This is a genomic window from Streptomyces sp. NRRL WC-3549 (assembly GCF_000721935.1).
In the GTDB taxonomy this organism is placed as follows: Bacteria; Actinomycetota; Actinomycetes; order Streptomycetales; family Streptomycetaceae; genus Streptomyces.
Window position 1 is genome coordinate 9,511 of record NZ_KL585409.1, and the last position, 15,206, is coordinate 24,716.

6 protein-coding genes are annotated in these 15,206 nt (G+C 70.9%); all 6 read right to left on the reverse strand.

What is annotated here, in order from left to right; genetic code table 11:
• On the reverse strand, window positions 1-1,839 hold a 1,839-nt coding region (locus tag IH13_RS0119580), incomplete at its 3' end, for a type I polyketide synthase (protein WP_051835881.1).
• Window positions 1,840-1,906: 67 nt separating this feature from the next.
• Window positions 1,907-3,010, reverse strand: a complete 1,104-nt coding sequence (locus tag IH13_RS0119585; protein ID WP_158791222.1) for an SIS domain-containing protein — start codon at window positions 3,008-3,010, stop codon at window positions 1,907-1,909.
• 60 nt (window positions 3,011-3,070) lie between these two features.
• Window positions 3,071-3,817 (reverse strand): SDR family NAD(P)-dependent oxidoreductase, encoded by a 747-nt coding sequence (locus tag IH13_RS0119590; RefSeq protein WP_031086194.1) that lies wholly within the window; start codon window positions 3,815-3,817, stop codon window positions 3,071-3,073.
• Window positions 3,818-4,070: 253 nt separating this feature from the next.
• Entirely contained in the window at window positions 4,071-5,750 is a 1,680-nt protein-coding gene (locus IH13_RS0119595; protein ID WP_082317649.1) for a cytochrome P450, read from the reverse strand.
• The gene (locus tag IH13_RS0119600) at window positions 5,747-14,773 is read right to left on the reverse strand and encodes a non-ribosomal peptide synthetase (RefSeq protein WP_031086199.1); all 9,027 of its coding nucleotides are present in this window, start codon (window positions 14,771-14,773) and stop codon (window positions 5,747-5,749) included. Before IH13_RS0119600 ends, IH13_RS0119595 begins: the two co-directional genes overlap by 4 nt.
• Window positions 14,774-14,788: 15 nt before the next feature.
• A partial coding sequence (locus tag IH13_RS0119605; protein WP_199814754.1) for a phosphopantetheine-binding protein occupies window positions 14,789-15,206 on the reverse strand: 418 nt, incomplete at its 5' end.

Here is a 15,206-nt window from a genome sequence, read left to right on the forward strand (position 1 = left end):
CCGCAGAGCCCCGGTCACGCAGGCGGCGGCCCGCGCCGCGAGCCCGTCCCCGTGCACCGCGGCCGGGGTGAGGCCCCAGTCGAGCCAGAGCTTGCCGAGGGCGTACTGCACGGCGAACGCCCGACCCCGCTCGCCGAACCGGTCCGCCCCCGCGGCGAGTGCCGCCTCGTGGTGCCTGGTGAAGGCCGGCTCGGCGGCGGCCCACCGGTCGGCCAGGCCCGCCGCGTCCGGGACGTCCTCGGTGAAGGCGAAGGAGACCTCGCCGGGGCCGGGCCGCTCGGGGACCGGGGTCCGGCGCAGCGCCCGGGCGAGGGCCGCGCGGTCGGATCCGGTGACGGCGATCCGGTACTCGTGGGCGCGACGCCCCACGGCCAGGGTGTAGGCGATGTCGGCGAGCGCCGCCGGGTCGTCGCCGTCGAGGTGGGCGGCCAGGTTCTGGGCCGCCGCGGCCAGCGCGGTCGCGGTACGGGCGGATACCACCAGCGGGTACCGGGTGCGGTGGGCGTCACCGGTGACGGGTGCGGGCGGGGCCTCCTGGAGGATCGCGTGCGCGTTGGTGCCGCCGATGCCGAACGAGCTGACGCCCGCGCGCAGCGGCCCCTCTCCCGTCCAGGGGGCGGTCTCGGTGCTCACCTTGAAGGGTCCGGCCGCGAAGTCGATGGCCGGGTTGGGGGTGGTGTGGTTGACGGTCGGCACCAGCGTCCGGTGCTTCATCATGAGCACCGTCTTGAGGACGCCCGCGACACCGGCCGCCGCGTCCAGGTGGCCGATGTTGGACTTCACCGAGCCGATGGCGCAGAACCCGGTGTCGGCGGTGGACTCCTTGAACGCCCGGGTGAGCGCCGAGACCTCGACCGGGTCGCCGAGGCTGGTGGCGGTGCCGTGTGCCTCGACGTATCCGATGGTGCGGGGGTCGACGCCGGAGACGGTGTGCGCCTCGCGGATGACGGCGGTCTGACCGGCGGCGCCGGGCGCGGCGAAGCTCACCTTGCCGGAGCCGTCGTTGTTGGTGGCCGTGCCCTTGATGACGGCGTGGACGGTGTCCCGGTCGGTGAGGGCGTCCCGCAGGAGCTTGAGGACCAGGACGCCGACACCGTTGCCGAGGACGGTGCCGCTGGCGTCCGCGTCGAAGGTGCGCACGTGCCCGTCCCGGGACAGGATCGCGCCCTCTTCGTACAGGTACCCCTTGGCCTGCGGCAGTTTCACGGTGACGCCGCCGGCGAGCGCCATGTCGCACTCACCGTTGATCAGGCCCTGGCAGGCCAGGTGGAGGGCGACGAGGGAGGTGGAGCAGGCGGTCTGGACGGCGTAGCTGGGGCCTTTGAGGTCGAGTTTGTACGACAGACGGGTGGCCAGGAAGTCCTTGTCGTTGCCGACCATCACCGCGAAGTGCCGGGAGGTGGTGGTCTGGTCGACGTGGGGCAGGACCTGCTGCTGGAGGTAGGTGTTGATGGCCGCACCGGCGTAGACGCTGATCAGCCCGTCGTAGCGGGTGGGGTCGTAGCCGGCGTGCTCCAGGGCGGCGTGGCCTGCGGTCAGCAGGATGCGGTGCTGCGGGTCGGTGATCGCGGCCTCGGCCGGGGTGAACTCGAAGTACCCGGTGTCGAACAGGTCGACGTCCGGGATGACCCCGTGGGCGGGGACGTATCCCGGGTCGTCCAGCAGCCGGGTGGGCACCCCCGCCGCCGCCAGTTCCTCGCGGCTGAAGCGGGTGATGCCCTCGCGTCCCTCGACCAGCAGGCGCCAGAAGGAGTCCAGGTCGTCGGCTCCGGGGAGACGCCCGGCCATGCCGATGATGGCGACGTCCGTCTCGGCAACCACCGGAAGCGGGTTGTTCACTGACCCAACACTCCTTATTCTCCTGCGCTCACGTGGGGAAGGGGCGGTGCTCCGGCTCGCGGCGCACCTAGCGGGCGGCCGCTTCCGCGAGGATCGTGTCGCCGTGGTACCAGGGGTTTCCCGCGGCCTCGGAGATGAGGTTGCGGGACTGCGTCTCGTGTGCGCGGCCGAGCGCCAGCGTGAGGTGCTGCACGAACTCCAGGGCGGTGAAGTACTTCCGCATGAAGGTGGGTTCGGCCATGGGGATCTCGATCACCTCGATGTTCCTGTTCTCCGGGCGGTCGCTCGTGAGCAGGCCCGTCAGGTTCTTCCGCTTCGCCTGCGTGTACTCGTCCTCGTCCGCGTCGGCGAAGAGCAGCACGCAGTGCTTGCGCGTCGGGTCCGACAGGGTCGCCACCTCGCTGTGGCAGAACTCGTGGAAGTAGTTGCGGGTGGCCGGCACCATGGCGATCTCGTTGAGGTGCATCTTGGCCAGCTTGAGCAGGCTCTCGTGCCACACCGGAGAGGCGATCATGATGATGTTGGCGTCCCGGCTCCGCAGGGCCGCCGTGCGCGCCAGCTCCCGGTGGGCGTCGGTGAAGTCGTGGGCCAGGGAGTCCGGTAGTGCCCGCACCTCGTCGCCGAAGTCACGCGTGACCAGGCCCAGCCGGAAGAACACGTCCAGCAGGATGGCGAAGTACTGCCCCACATGGAACAAGGGGTACTCACGGTCGGGCTCGCTCAGCTCCCAGCGGAGGATGGACACACCGGCCTTCCGGCCCAGTTCGGCCAGGCGCCCGCCGGAGGTGAGCAGGACCATCCGGCCATGGGCGTGTGCGAGAGCGTGGAAGGCCCGGGCGGGCTCCAGGGAGTGGCCGCTGTAGGAGCTCAGGATGATCAGGGTCCGGTCGTCGTCGATGACGGAGGACGGCAGCAGGTAGGCGTGGTCGTAGTCGTTGAAGACGTGGAACTCCACCTCGGTGCCCGTCGAGATGAAGAAGGCGCGGACGACATCGGAGACGATCGCCGAGCACCCCATGCCGGTGAAGACCACACGCTTGAAGTGACCTGCGGCGATACGCTCGCGCAGGCTGCCGGACAGCTCGTCCAGCGAGTATTCGTCCGACTTCGTGAATCCCTTCCGGTAGTTCTCGGAGAGGAACTCCTCGTACCGGTCCATTCGAGTACGCACGTACACAGCCTCTTCTCGGAAAATGGGGGTGCGGATGCCTTTTCGATCACGCCCTGAGAATCACCACATGAACTGTCCGCCGTCCACGATCAGTTTCTGACCCGTGACATACGAGGATTTCTCTCCGATCAGGAACTCCAGCGCGTCGGCCATCATGTCGACATCCCCGATGCGCCGCTGCGGGATCTCGTCGAGCAACGTGTCGCGGTAATGCGCTTCGTCCGTCCGGAAGCGCGTACGCATCTCCTCGGTGTCGATCATTCCGGGGATGAGCGAGTTGACACGAATGGTCGGGGCGAGTTCCATCGCGAGGCATTTCGTGAAGTGCAGGAGCCCCGCCTTGCTGGCGCAGTAGTTCAGCCCGTCGAGCCTCGGGCGGATCCCCGTGGTGGCCGCGACGTTCACCACCGACCCACCGCCCGCCTCCAGCATCTTCGGCGCGAGCGTCCGCGTGAGATAGAACGGCGCGGACAGGTTGGCCGCGATCACCTGGTCCCAGTCCTCGAACGACATGTCGAGGAAGGGGCGGTCGATGTTCCGGCCGGCGTTGTTGACCAGCACTTTCGGCGCCCCGTACTCCGCGAGCAGTTCGTCGGCGACGGAGACCACCGCGCCGGGGTCCGCCAGGTCGGCCCGCAGGGCCCGGAACGGGTCGCCGAGCCGGCGCTCGGCCGCGGCCGCGGACTCCTTGTCACCCCGGTAGAGCGCCGCGACCCGGTACCCCAGTGACACCAGTCGCCCGCTCAGCGCGAGCCCGATACCTTTGGTGCCGCCGGTCACCACCGCGAATTCCTTGTGCACTCTCATGTCTCCTGTACGCATCGACGGACTCACCGGAAAAAGAAACTCACCTGCTCCTGGAACACCCCGGAAGAAAGCAGCCGCGGGATGCCGTCAGGGGCGGAAACACCGGTCGGACACCGACGGACCGGATGAGGTTACCTGCGAGAAATACGCGCCCATTCAAGAGATCTCGCCCACCCTAGCCCGACTGCATTCACTCCAGCAAGACCGATTTCACAGGGTGGCACCTCACCCGGAAAATAGGCCGCCCGTGCGGTCACGTGCGCGGCGTCAGTCTGCAACGCACCCGGCCGGTGGGCCGCAGAGTTATTCCGGTGTTCAGCGGGAGATCGGTGTCGACAGCGGTGAACGTGTAGTTCTGGAGCAGGACGCTCAGGGTGAGGGTGGCGTTCAGCATCGCCAGGTGCTGGCCGATGCACGCCCTCGGCCCGCCGCCGAACGGGAACCACGCGTAGCGGGGGCGCGCGGCCTCGTGCTCCGGCAGGAACCTGTCCGGGTCGAACGTGTCGGGGTCCTCCCAGATGTCGGGGCGGCGCTGGACGACTCCGGAGCTGACCACCACGTCGGCGCCGGCCGGAATGGTGTACGAGCCGACCTGCACGTCCTCCGTGGCGATGCGGCCCTGGGCCGGCGCGGCGGGGTAGAGGCGGAGCGTCTCCTTGAGCACCTGTGTCAGATAGGGGAGCTTCTCCAGGTCCTCGGCGACGGGCTCGCGACCGTTCAGGACCCTGTCCACCTCCTGGTGGGCGCGGGCCTGCAACTCGGGGTGGGAGGCCAGGAGGTGCAGCGTGAGACCCAGGGTGGTGGCGGTGGACTCGTGACCGGTGACGAGGAAGACGAGGACCTGGTTCCGGGTCTCCTCCGCACTGATCGGGTTGCCCTCGTCGTCGTGCGCCCGCGCCAGCAGGCTGAGCATGTCGTTCCGGTCGGCCGGGGCGGTCGCGTCCTCGGCGCGGCGGGCAGAGATGATCTCGTCACACACCTCGTACAGCTCGCGGTGCGCCCTGGCGGCGCGCAGATTGCCCGGCGTGGGCACCTTGCGGGACAGGTTCACCGGGGCGAACGCCCGCTTGACCGCGTAGGCGTTGATCAGCGGGAAGTTCCGCTGCACCGTGGGAACCATCGCGTCCACGTCGTCCTTCCGGCCGAAGAGGATGCGGGAGATCGTCCGCAGCGTGTGCCCCGTCATCTCCTCCGCGACGTCGACGGTCGCGTCCGGTGCGGTCCGCCACCGCTCGACGAGGCTGCCGGTCTCCGTGGTGATCTCCGAGCCGTACTCGTTGACCTGGCGAGGCGTGAACAGCGACTGGAGCATGCGGCGCTGGCGCAGGTACTCGTCCCCCATGCTCGTGAGCAGCCCGTTGCCGAACGACTGCCGCAGCTCACCGAGGAACCGGTTCTCCTTGGTGAACGTCTGCGCCGAGGACGCCAGCACCTGCTGGGCACCGTCCGCCGAGAAGACTCCGTAGAACTCCGCCCGCATCCCGGGGGGACCCACCGTGAAGCGGACCACGTCACCGTGGTCGCGCAGCGCCTTGAGGTAGGTGCCCAGCGTGTCCTTCTGGAGGTCCGTCATCGACCCGAACAGCGGGTGCCCCTCCATGGTGGGGGGCGCCGAAACCGTGGAAGTACTGGCGGTCATGTTGCTGTCGCTCCTTCTGCTGTTTCCGTACCGGGCCGCGTCCTGCGGGCCTGGCGCGTCGGGTGATGCGGGTGCCGGCCGTGCCGTGCGGTGCCCGACCGGGCATCCGCTCGGCGGAAGCGGATCCGCCCGGACCGTCGCGGTGAACTCCAGGCAGTCCGGTCGCCCCGCGGGCCCGAAGGCCACGGTCCAGCCGGCCGGCACCTTGACGGCCGACGGCCACAGCGAGTGCTGCCGGTGGTCGTTGACGAGGACGAAGTAGTCGGTGTCCGGTCTGTCGAAGGGATTGGTCATCGAGGCGTCCTCGGCGAGTCCGCTGTCGGCGCCGCGGCGGCGCGCAGGTGGGCCGCGTCCGACCGCGGGGACGCCACGATCTCCGCCAGCAGCCGCTCGTAGGTGCGGGCCATGCGCTCGGCGGTCCGCGGGGAGAAGAGGTCGGTGCTGAACTCCAGGTAGCCCCGCAGCCCCGACGCCGTCTCCTCGACGACGAGGTTGAGGTCGTACTTCGTCGTCGTCGTCGCGGAACGGATGGGCCGCACCTCGAGGTCCCCTCCGTCGCCGCCGGCCCCGGGACCGGAGGCGGGAAGCAGGTTGAACATCACCTGGAACAGCGGGGAGCGGTCCGGCTCGGGCTCGGGTACCAGGGCCCGGACCAGGTCGGGGAAAGGCAGGTCCTTGTGTTCGTGCGCCTCGGTGGCGACCCGCCGGGTCTGTGCGAGGAGGTCGGGGAAGGAGCGGTCCGCCGGCACGTCGACGCGGAGCGTCACCAGGTTGACGAAGGAGCCGACCACGCGCTCCAGTTCGGCCCGCGGCCGGTTCGACACCGCGGTGCCGACGACCAGTTCGCCGCCGTCCGTGTGACCGCCCAGCAGGACGGCGAAGGCCGACAGCAGGGTCATGTAGAGCGTGGCCCCCTGCTCCTGGCTCAAGCGGCGCAGGCCTTCCAGCAGTTCGGCGGAGACCCGGAGGTCCACCGACGCGCCGCGGTACGTCTTGACCGGGCACCGCTCGTAGTCGGTCCGCAGCATCGGACGGGCCGGTAGGCCGTCCAGTCGCCGCCGCCAGTAGCCCTCTTGGCGCGAGAGCTCCGCAGCGTCGGTCGTGCACGCCTGCCAGCGGGCGAACTCGGCGTACGAAAGCGGCAGTTCCGGAAGCTCGGGCGCTCTTCCCCGGCTGAACGCGCGGTACAGCTCGAGCAGCTCCGCCAGCACGACGTTCACGGACCAGCCGTCGAAGACTCCCCAGGGCCGGGTCAGGACCCCGATGTGCTGGTCGTCCGACACGGTGAGAAGGTGCGCGCGGATCGCGAACGGTCCCTGCGGCGCGAAGGGGCGCAGCCGTTCAGCGCGCAGCCACTCCGTGACCGCGTCCTCGTCGACGGCCGCCTGCCGTACCGCGAAGCCGTCGGTGGGATGGACGCTCTGGGTCACGTTGCCGTCCTGCCGGGCATAGCCGGTGCGCAGGACAGCGTGCCGTTCCACCAGCGCCTCCACGGCGCGCCCGTAGGCCTCGCGGTCCAGGGCCCCGTCGACACGGAAGGCCAGTTGGACGTTGTCGTGCGCCGCTCCCAGGTGTGGGGGCCGGTTGAGGAACCACAGGTCGCGCTGTTGGAGCGTGATGGGTGCCGGTCCCCGCTCCCCGGCCTCGTCGGCCTCTGCGCGGCCGGCCCGGACCGATGGTCCGCTCTCCCCCTCCTCGTACTGCTCCAGGACGGCGGACATCTCCTCGAGGGAGGCCCCGCTGAAGATCAGCTGGAGCGGAAGCTCGGCGCCGGTCTCCTGCTTGATCCGCAGGGTGAGCCTGGTCGCGAGCAGGGAGTGTCCGCCGAGATCGAAGAAGTTGTCCTGGAGTCCGACCTGGGTGAGACCGAGGACGTCGGCGACGATCCGGCACAGCGCGCGCTGCGCCTCGGTCCGCGGGGCGACGTACCGTTCCTTGGTCACGTCGGCCTCGTCCGGGACCGGCAGGGCACGCTTGTCGACTTTGCCGTTCGGCGTGACCGGCAGTGCGTCGAGCACCACGAACACGCCGGGCACCATGTAGTGCGGCAGTTGTGCGGCGAGGTGATCCTTGAGGGCGCGGGCCAGCGTCGGCCCCCTGCGGGCCAGCTGCGGATGGTTGGTAGCGGCGGGCGCCCGGTAGGGCTCACGCGCCCGCACGCGGGGCAGTTCCCCCCGGCCCAGTACCAGGTCGAGGCCGTCCGGCCGGGCCTGCGACCAGGTGGCCGCCACATGGAAGCCGAGTTCCTCGGCGTGCCGGAGGACGGCTTCGAGCTCCCGGGTCTCGTCCGCGGTCCGCGAGCGGGGCGCGAGCGGCTCGGCCGCGCGGGGGCGCGGCCTCTGCCCGATCTCCGCGCCGAGGCGCACGGCGTCGGTGACGCGGGGGTTCGTGAGGCCGCTCACCCCGAACCGGTCGGGGACCTCGCCGTCCAGGAGGGCGCGCAGCTCTGTCGGGGAGGCGGCCTCCAGCCACGGCAGGGAGGCGGCCGGCGCGCCGTCCTTGCGCAGGATCACGTCGTAGCGGTAGGCGAGTGCCTCCCTGTCGTACTCGCCCCGTCCGACGACGAGGTCGACCGCCCCCAGCTCGGGGAGTCGCTCCGGCAGCCGCGCGAAGTACGTCGGGCTGACGAGCAGTTCCCGCTCCTGGCGCCGGCCGCGCCGCACCCGGGTGGCCAGCTCGTCGACGGCGCCCCCGGGCGCCGTACGGGCCCTCTCGGCCGCGCAGAGTTCGGCGGTGAACAGGTCAAGGTTCCGGACGTCGCCGACGAGGATGCTGCCGCCGTCCTCCAGGAGCGGGGCCAGGAGTTCGAGCACCTCCTCCAGGTACTCCTCGTTCGGGAAGTACCGCACCACCGAGTTGAGCACGATCGTGTCGAACGTCTCGCCGCCCGGTTCCGCCACGGACCGTGCGTCCCCCTGGGCCAGGGTGACGTGCGACCATCCGCGACGTGCCACGGCGCGGCGGGCCGTGTCGAGGGCCGCGGCCGACGGGTCGACCGCGTGCACCGAAGCACAGCCCCCGGCGTAGCGCAGGAGCAGCTCTCCCCCGCCGCAGCCGATCTCCAGCACCCGCTTCGGGCGCAGGCTCTCCAGCTGCCGGGCCGCGGACTCGACGGGTCCCGGTTCGGTGGATCCGGTGCCGAGCGCGTACCGGTCGTCGGAGCGCTGCCGCCAATCTTCGAGGTGGGCGGCGTTCTCCTCCCGGAGAGCGGTGTGCAGCCAGCCGGAAGTCGGGCTCACGTAGGCGGTGAGCGTGCGGGCGGCACCGCTCCCCTGCGGGACGACCACGGCACGGTGCACCGAGGGGTGGGTGAGCAGCGCGTTCGCCACCTCGCCGGGCTCCACTCGGAAGCCGCGCACCTTGACCTGGTCGTCGACCCGGCCGAGGTAGTCGAGCGTGCCCTCCGCACGCCATCGGACCAGGTCACCGGTGCGGTACATGCGTGTTCCGGGGGCGAACGGATCGGCCACGAAGCGCTCGGCGGTCAGCTCCGGCCGGTTCAGATAGCCGCAGGCCGTGCCGTCACCGGAGGCGTACAGTTCGCCGGGCACTCCGAGCGGTACCTGCCGCAGCGCCTCGTCCAGCACGTACACGCGGGTGTTCCACACCGGCGGGCCGATGGGCACGGCTGTCGCTCCGGGCTCGGACCGGTAGCGGCAGGCGGTGAGCGGGCCGCCCTCGGTGGGCCCGTACAGATTGTGCAGTTCGGCGTCCGGTAGCACGCGTGCGAACCGCTCGGCGAGTTCGACCGGGAGCGCCTCGCCAGCGGTCTCGACGCGGCGCAGGCCGGTGCAGAGTCCCGCGGTCGGTTCCGACAGGAACTCGGCCAGCATGGACGGGACGAAATGGAGGTCGGTGACCCGCTCGTCGCGGATCAGCCGTGCGAGATACTCCGGGTCCTTTTGTCCGTCGGGACGGGCGATCACCACGGCCGCGCCGACCTGGAGCGGCCAGAACAACTCGGGCACGGAGACGTCGAACCCCACCGACGTCTTCAGCAGCATCCGGTCCTCGCCGCCCATGCCGTAGTGCCCCTGCTTCCACGCGGTCCAGTTCAGCCCCGCGCGATGGGGGATCACCACGCCCTTCGGCCTGCCCGTGGAACCCGAGGTGTAGAGCACGTACGCGGCGTCGTCCCGGCCCGCCCTGGCCCGGGGGTCGTCGTCCCGGCCGCCGGTGGTGTCGGGCAACTCCTCCAGGACGAGCAGCGGCGTGCTGTCGGCGAGGACCTGCTCCACGCGCTCGTCCGGGAGGTCGGTGTCCATGGGGAGGTACGCCGCTCCGGTCTTCACGACGGCGTACACGGCCACCACCAGGTCGAACGAGCGCGGCATCCGGATCGCGACCCGCTGCCCGGGTCCCGCACCCCGCTCGATCAGCCAGTGCGCGAGCCGGTTGGCACCGGCGTTCAGTTCCGTGTACGTCAGGGTGCGGCCCTCGAAGACCAGCGCGGTACGGTCCGGAGTGCGGGCGACCTGCGCCTCGAACGCGGCCGGCAGTGTCGCGTGCGGGAGGGCGGTCGCGGTGCCGTTCCACTCGGCCAGTCGCTGCCGGTCACCCGGCGGCAGGACATCGACGTCCAGCGCGGCGGTACCGGTCCCGTCGTCGGTGGCGAGGGCCTCGACCAGGCCGGCCAAGGCGGTTTCGAGGCAGTCGGCCACCGCCTCGCAGGTGACCGTCTCCTCGACCTGGATGTCCAGCGACAGCTCGGTGCCGAAGTCGTCGAGGGACACCGTCACGGGGTAGTTGATGGCGTCCACGGCCGCGAGGAAGTGCACCCCGTGGTCGTCGATGCGCGGCAGCGCCTCGTCGTGCTCCGCCTCGAAGTGACGGAAGTTGACCACGGCGCTGAACAGCGGGGCCTCGCCCTCCAGGCCGCTGCACCGCTGGACCAGGCTCAGAGGGCTCTGCTCCCGTGCGATCAGCTCCCGCAGCCCGGTGTCGACGTCGTCGACCAGCTCACGCACGGTCCGGCCGGCGAGCCGGGTGCGCAGCGGAAGCGTGTTGATGAAGTTGCCGAGCATGCGCTCGACCCCGGGCACGCCCTGCAGGCGACCGGACATCACGGCGCCGAACACCACGTCGTCGCGCCCGCTGGTGGCAGCGACGAAGCAGGCCCACGCCGCGTGGAAGAGACAGGCCGGACTCAGTCGCAGGCGCCGCGCCTGGGCGCGCAGGTCCCGTGCGAGGGGTTCGGGCAGCGCTCGGCGCAGCCGGCCGACGCGTCGGCCGTTGCCGTGCACGTCGGTGAGGCCGAACGGCGCCGTGGGTTCCGTGACGTCCTCAAGGACTGCCCGGAAGTAGGCCGCCGTGTCCTCGTCGGTGCGTCCGGCCAGGGTGTGGGAGACGAAGTCGCGGTAGGGCGCCGGGGTGGCCAACAGGTCGGCGCGGCCCGCCATGTGCACAGCGAGCTCCTGCAGGATCAGTCGCAGGGAGGTGGCGTCCTCGATGAGGTGGTGGGCGGTCAGGAGCAGGTAGCGCCGCGGCGAGTGCGGCTCCTCGGCGACGACCAGACGGAGCAGCGGCGCACTGTCCAGGCGCATCCGCTCCTGCCGCACGAGCAGTTCCCTCGCCTGCTCCTCGGGGTCCCGGCCGGCGGCGAGCGTGGTCCTCTCCACGGGGATCCGCGCGGCCCGGTGCACGACCTGGACCGGTTCGGGCAGGTCGGCTGTGAGGACGGCGGTGCGCATGACGTCATGGCGGTCGACGATGCGCTGCAGGGCGTCCATGAACCGGGCACACGCCTGCTCGTCGTCGGCCCGGTAGAGGGTGGAGACGAGATACGGGTCGTTGTCCGGGTCCATCAGGTGGTGGAAGAGGATGCCCTCCTGCGTGGGCAGCAGGGGGTAGGCGTCCTGGATGGCGGACGCCCCTCCGGGCACGGCGGCCACGACCGTGTCGATCTGCTCCTGTGTCAGGTCGATCAGCGGAAGCAGGTCCGGCGTGAGGCGCTCGCAGCCCTCCGGGACGGAGTTGGCCGGGACGGTGTGCGCGGGCGCCGCCGCGGTCGCGTCGATGCGCGCCGCCAGATCGGCCAGCGTGGACGCGGTGAAGACGTCTTGGACGCTGACGCGCAGACCGCTGTCCTTCAGCCGCGCCACCAGCACCGTGATCATCAGGGAATGGCCGCCAAGGGCGAAGAAGTTGTCCCCGGCGCCGACCCGGTCGCCGTCGAAGCCGAGCAGTTCGGCGCAGACGTCGGCCAGGCGCCGTTCGGTGTCGGTGACGGGGGCGACGTAGGCACGCTGGGCGAAGGCGTCGATGCCGGGGGCGGGCAGGGCGCGGCGGTCGAGCTTGCCGTGCGCGGTCACCGGCAGGGCGGCGAGTTCGACGTACGCGCTCGGCACCATGTGCTCGGGCAGGGCGCTTTCGAGGTACCGGATCAGGTCGGCGCGGTGGTCGGCGAGGGCGTATCCGGGTTCGGGCACCACGTAGGCGACCAGGCGGGGGCTGCCCGGCTGGTCCTCGCGGACCAGGACGGCCGAGGAGCGGACACAGGGGTGCTCCGTGAGCCGGTGCTCGATCTCGCCCGGCTCGATGCGGAAGCCGCGCACCTTGACCTGGTCGTCGGCACGGCCGAGGAACTCCAGGTCGCCGCCGGGCAGTCGGCGTACCAGGTCGCCGGTACGGTACATGCGGGCGCCGGCGGAGGCGTCGAACGGGTCGGGCACGAACCGTTCGCGGGTCAGCTCGGGCTGGTGCAGGTAACCGCGGGCCAGGCCCGCACCCGCGATGTACAGCTCGCCGACGCATCCGACGCCCTGGGGTGCGAGAGCCTCGTCGAGCACGTGCAGTCGGATGTTCTGGATCGGCCGGCCGATGGGGACGACGCGGGGCGTGCCCTCGGCGGGGACGGTCCAGTGGCTGACGTCGACGGCTGCCTCGGTGGGCCCGTACAGGTTGTGCAGCGGCGCGGTGTGCAGCTCGTAGTGGCGTGCGCACAGGTCCGCGGTCAGCGCCTCACCGCTGCAGAACACCTGCCGTACGGTCGTGCACCGCGCCCAGTCCGGCTCCTCGACGATGCTGCGCAGCATCGACGGTACGAAGTGCAGGGTGGTCACGCCGAACGCACGAACGGCGGAGAGCAGGTAGACCGGGTCGCGGTGCCCGCCGGGCGCGGCGATCGCGAGCCGCGCGCCGGAGAGCAGCGGCCAGAAGAACTCCCAGACGGACACGTCGAAGCTGTAGGGGGTCTTCTGCAGGACGACGTCGTCGCCGGTGAGCCGGTACTCGTTCTGCATCCACTCGATGCGGTTCACCACGGCCCGGTGCTCGGTCATCACGCCCTTGGGGCGGCCCGTGGAACCCGAGGTGTGGATCACGTACGCCAAGTGGCCCGGGTACACGGCCGGTTCGGCCGGGGTGTCGTCCGCGCCCCGGGCGTCGAGGAGGTCCGTGCCCGCCTGGTCGCGCAGGGTGCCGTCGGGGTGCAGGACGAGCAGGTGCTCGACGCAGTGCAGCGGTTCGGCGTCCAGGTGCGGCTGGGTGAGGACCACGGCGGCACCGGAGTGCTCCACGAGGTCGGTGCGGCGGGCCGCCGGGTAGGACGGCTCGATCGGCATGTACGCGCCCCCGGCCTTGAGGATCCCCAGGATGCCCGCGACCATTTCGGCGGAACGCTCGGCGTGCAGGCCGACCAAGGTGTCCGGTCCTACGCCGCGGTGGCGCAGTCCGCGGGCGATCCGGTCGGCCCAGGTGTCGAGTTCGGCGTAGGTCCATGAGCGGTCGGTGGTGAGCAGGGCGGTGCGCTCGGGGTGGCGGGCCACCCGCTCCTCGAACAGTACGTGCAGGCACCGGTCGTCGCTGAAGGGGCGTTCGGTGTCGTTGAACCCCTCGACCACCCGGTGACGCTCGTCGGCGTCGATCATGGCGAGCCGGGACACGGGCAGCGCCGGATCGTCGGCGACGGAGGTGAGCAGGCGGGTGTAGTGGCCGATGAAGCGGCGAACGGTCTCGCGGTCGTACAGGTCGCGGTTGTACTCGACGGTGCCGATCAGGCCGTCGGGGGCTTCCCGCAGGTCGAGCGTCAGGTCGAACTTGGTGAAGCTGAGTTCGACGTCGACCGGGGAGACCTCCAGGGCGCCGAGGGTGACCTCCCGCCGGGTCTGCGCCTCCTGAAGGACGAACATCGTCTGGAACACGGGCGAATGGGCGGTACTCCGTTCGGTGTCCAGGGCCTCCACGACGGCCTCGAAGGGGACTTCCTGATGCGCGTAGGCCTCCAGCGCGGTCTTCTTCACCTGGGCCAGCAGATCGCGGAAGTCCGGGTCGTCCGCGAGGTCCGCGCGCATGACCAGGGTGTTGGCGAAGAAGCCGACGAGGTCCTCTACCTCACGGCGCCCGCGGTTGGCGACGACCGTGCCCACGGCGATGTCCGTGCGGCGGGTGTAGCGGTTGAGGACGACCGTGTAGGCGGCCAGCAGGGTCATGTAGAGCGTGGCTTCGTGGACCTTGGCGACGTCGCGCAGGGCGCTCAGCAGTTCCGCCGGGCAGGTGAAGTTCTCGCGGGCCCCCGTGTAGGTCTTCACGCGCGGGCGTTCCCGGTCGGCGGGCAGCGTCAGTCGCGGGTCGACCCCGGCCAGCTGACGTCTCCAGTAGCCCGTCTGACGGTCGTGCAGGTCGCCGGCGAGCCGCTCGCGCTGCCAGTGCGCGTAGTCGGCGTACTGCACGGGCAGGGGCTCCAGCGGGTCGGGGCGGCCCGCGCAGAACGCCTCGTACAGGGCGGCCAGGTCGCGGAAGAACACGCCGACCGACCATCCGTCGGACACGCTGTGGTGTGTGGTGACGAGCAGGTGGTGCTCCTGATCCGACTGCCGCAGCAGCCGCACCCGGATCAGCGGCCCGCGCTCCAGGTCGAACGGGGCGGCGGCTTCCTCGCGGCAGACCGCGGTGAGCCGCGCGGGATCGGCCAGCTCCTCCTCGGTGACCGTGAAGTCGCCGCCGTCGCCGATGACCTGGTGCGGTACGCCGCCGTCGTCGGCGAATCGGGTACGCAGCACCTCGTGCCGCTGGACGACCGCCGCCAGGGCACGCAGCAGCGCGGGACGGTCGGGGCATCCGCGCAGCCGCATGGCCATCGGGATGTTGTAGGCGGCGCTGGTGCCGTCCAACTGGGCGAGGAACCACAGCCGCTGCTGGGTGAAGGACAGCGGTACAGGAGTGCCGTCGGTCCGGGGCAGCCGGGGGACGGTCTCCAGCGCGGAGAGGTCGACGCCCTGCTTGCGCAGCAGCGCGATCAGGGCGCGCTGCCGCTTCTGCGGCAGGGAACGGATCCTCCGGATGACGTCGAGGCCGGTGTCCTGAGTGGTGGTGTCCATGGTCGTCCCCCTGCCTCAGCTCTCGATGTCCAGTGCGTCCAGCTCCTCGTCGCTCATGTGCTCGACAAGGGCCATGCTTTCGAGGATCAGATCCAGTTCGGGTCTGTTCGTGTCCCCCGCCACGAGGAGCCGTTTCCGCAGTTCCCCCGCCATGTCGGCATGGCGTGGGGCGGCGAAGACCGCTTCGACCGGCAGCTCGACGCCCACCCGCTCCTTGAGCAGGTTGATCAGCCGGGTGGCCAGCAGCGAGTTGCCGCCGAGCGCGAAGAAGTCGGTGCGTGCGGTCAGGGTGGCGGCGTCGACGTGGAGGACGTCGGCCCATGCCTGTCCCATGACCTGCTCGGCGTCGGTGACGGGGCCGGTGGGCGGCACGGGTTCCGGTGTGCTCGTCTCCGGTACGGCCGCCCGTGCGTCGCGTCCGACCCAGTAGCTG

Bases quoted from the DNA above. Each gene is read 5' to 3' on its own strand.
- IH13_RS0119590 (WP_031086194.1), bottom strand. From the start codon at position 3,817: ATGAGAGTGCACAAGGAATTCGCGGTGGTGACCGGCGGCACCAAAGGT.
- IH13_RS0119595 (WP_082317649.1), bottom strand. From the start codon at position 5,750: ATGACCAATCCCTTCGACAGACCGGACACCGACTACTTCGTCCTCGTC.
- IH13_RS0119600 (WP_031086199.1), bottom strand. From the start codon at position 14,773: ATGGACACCACCACTCAGGACACCGGCCTCGACGTCATCCGGAGGATC.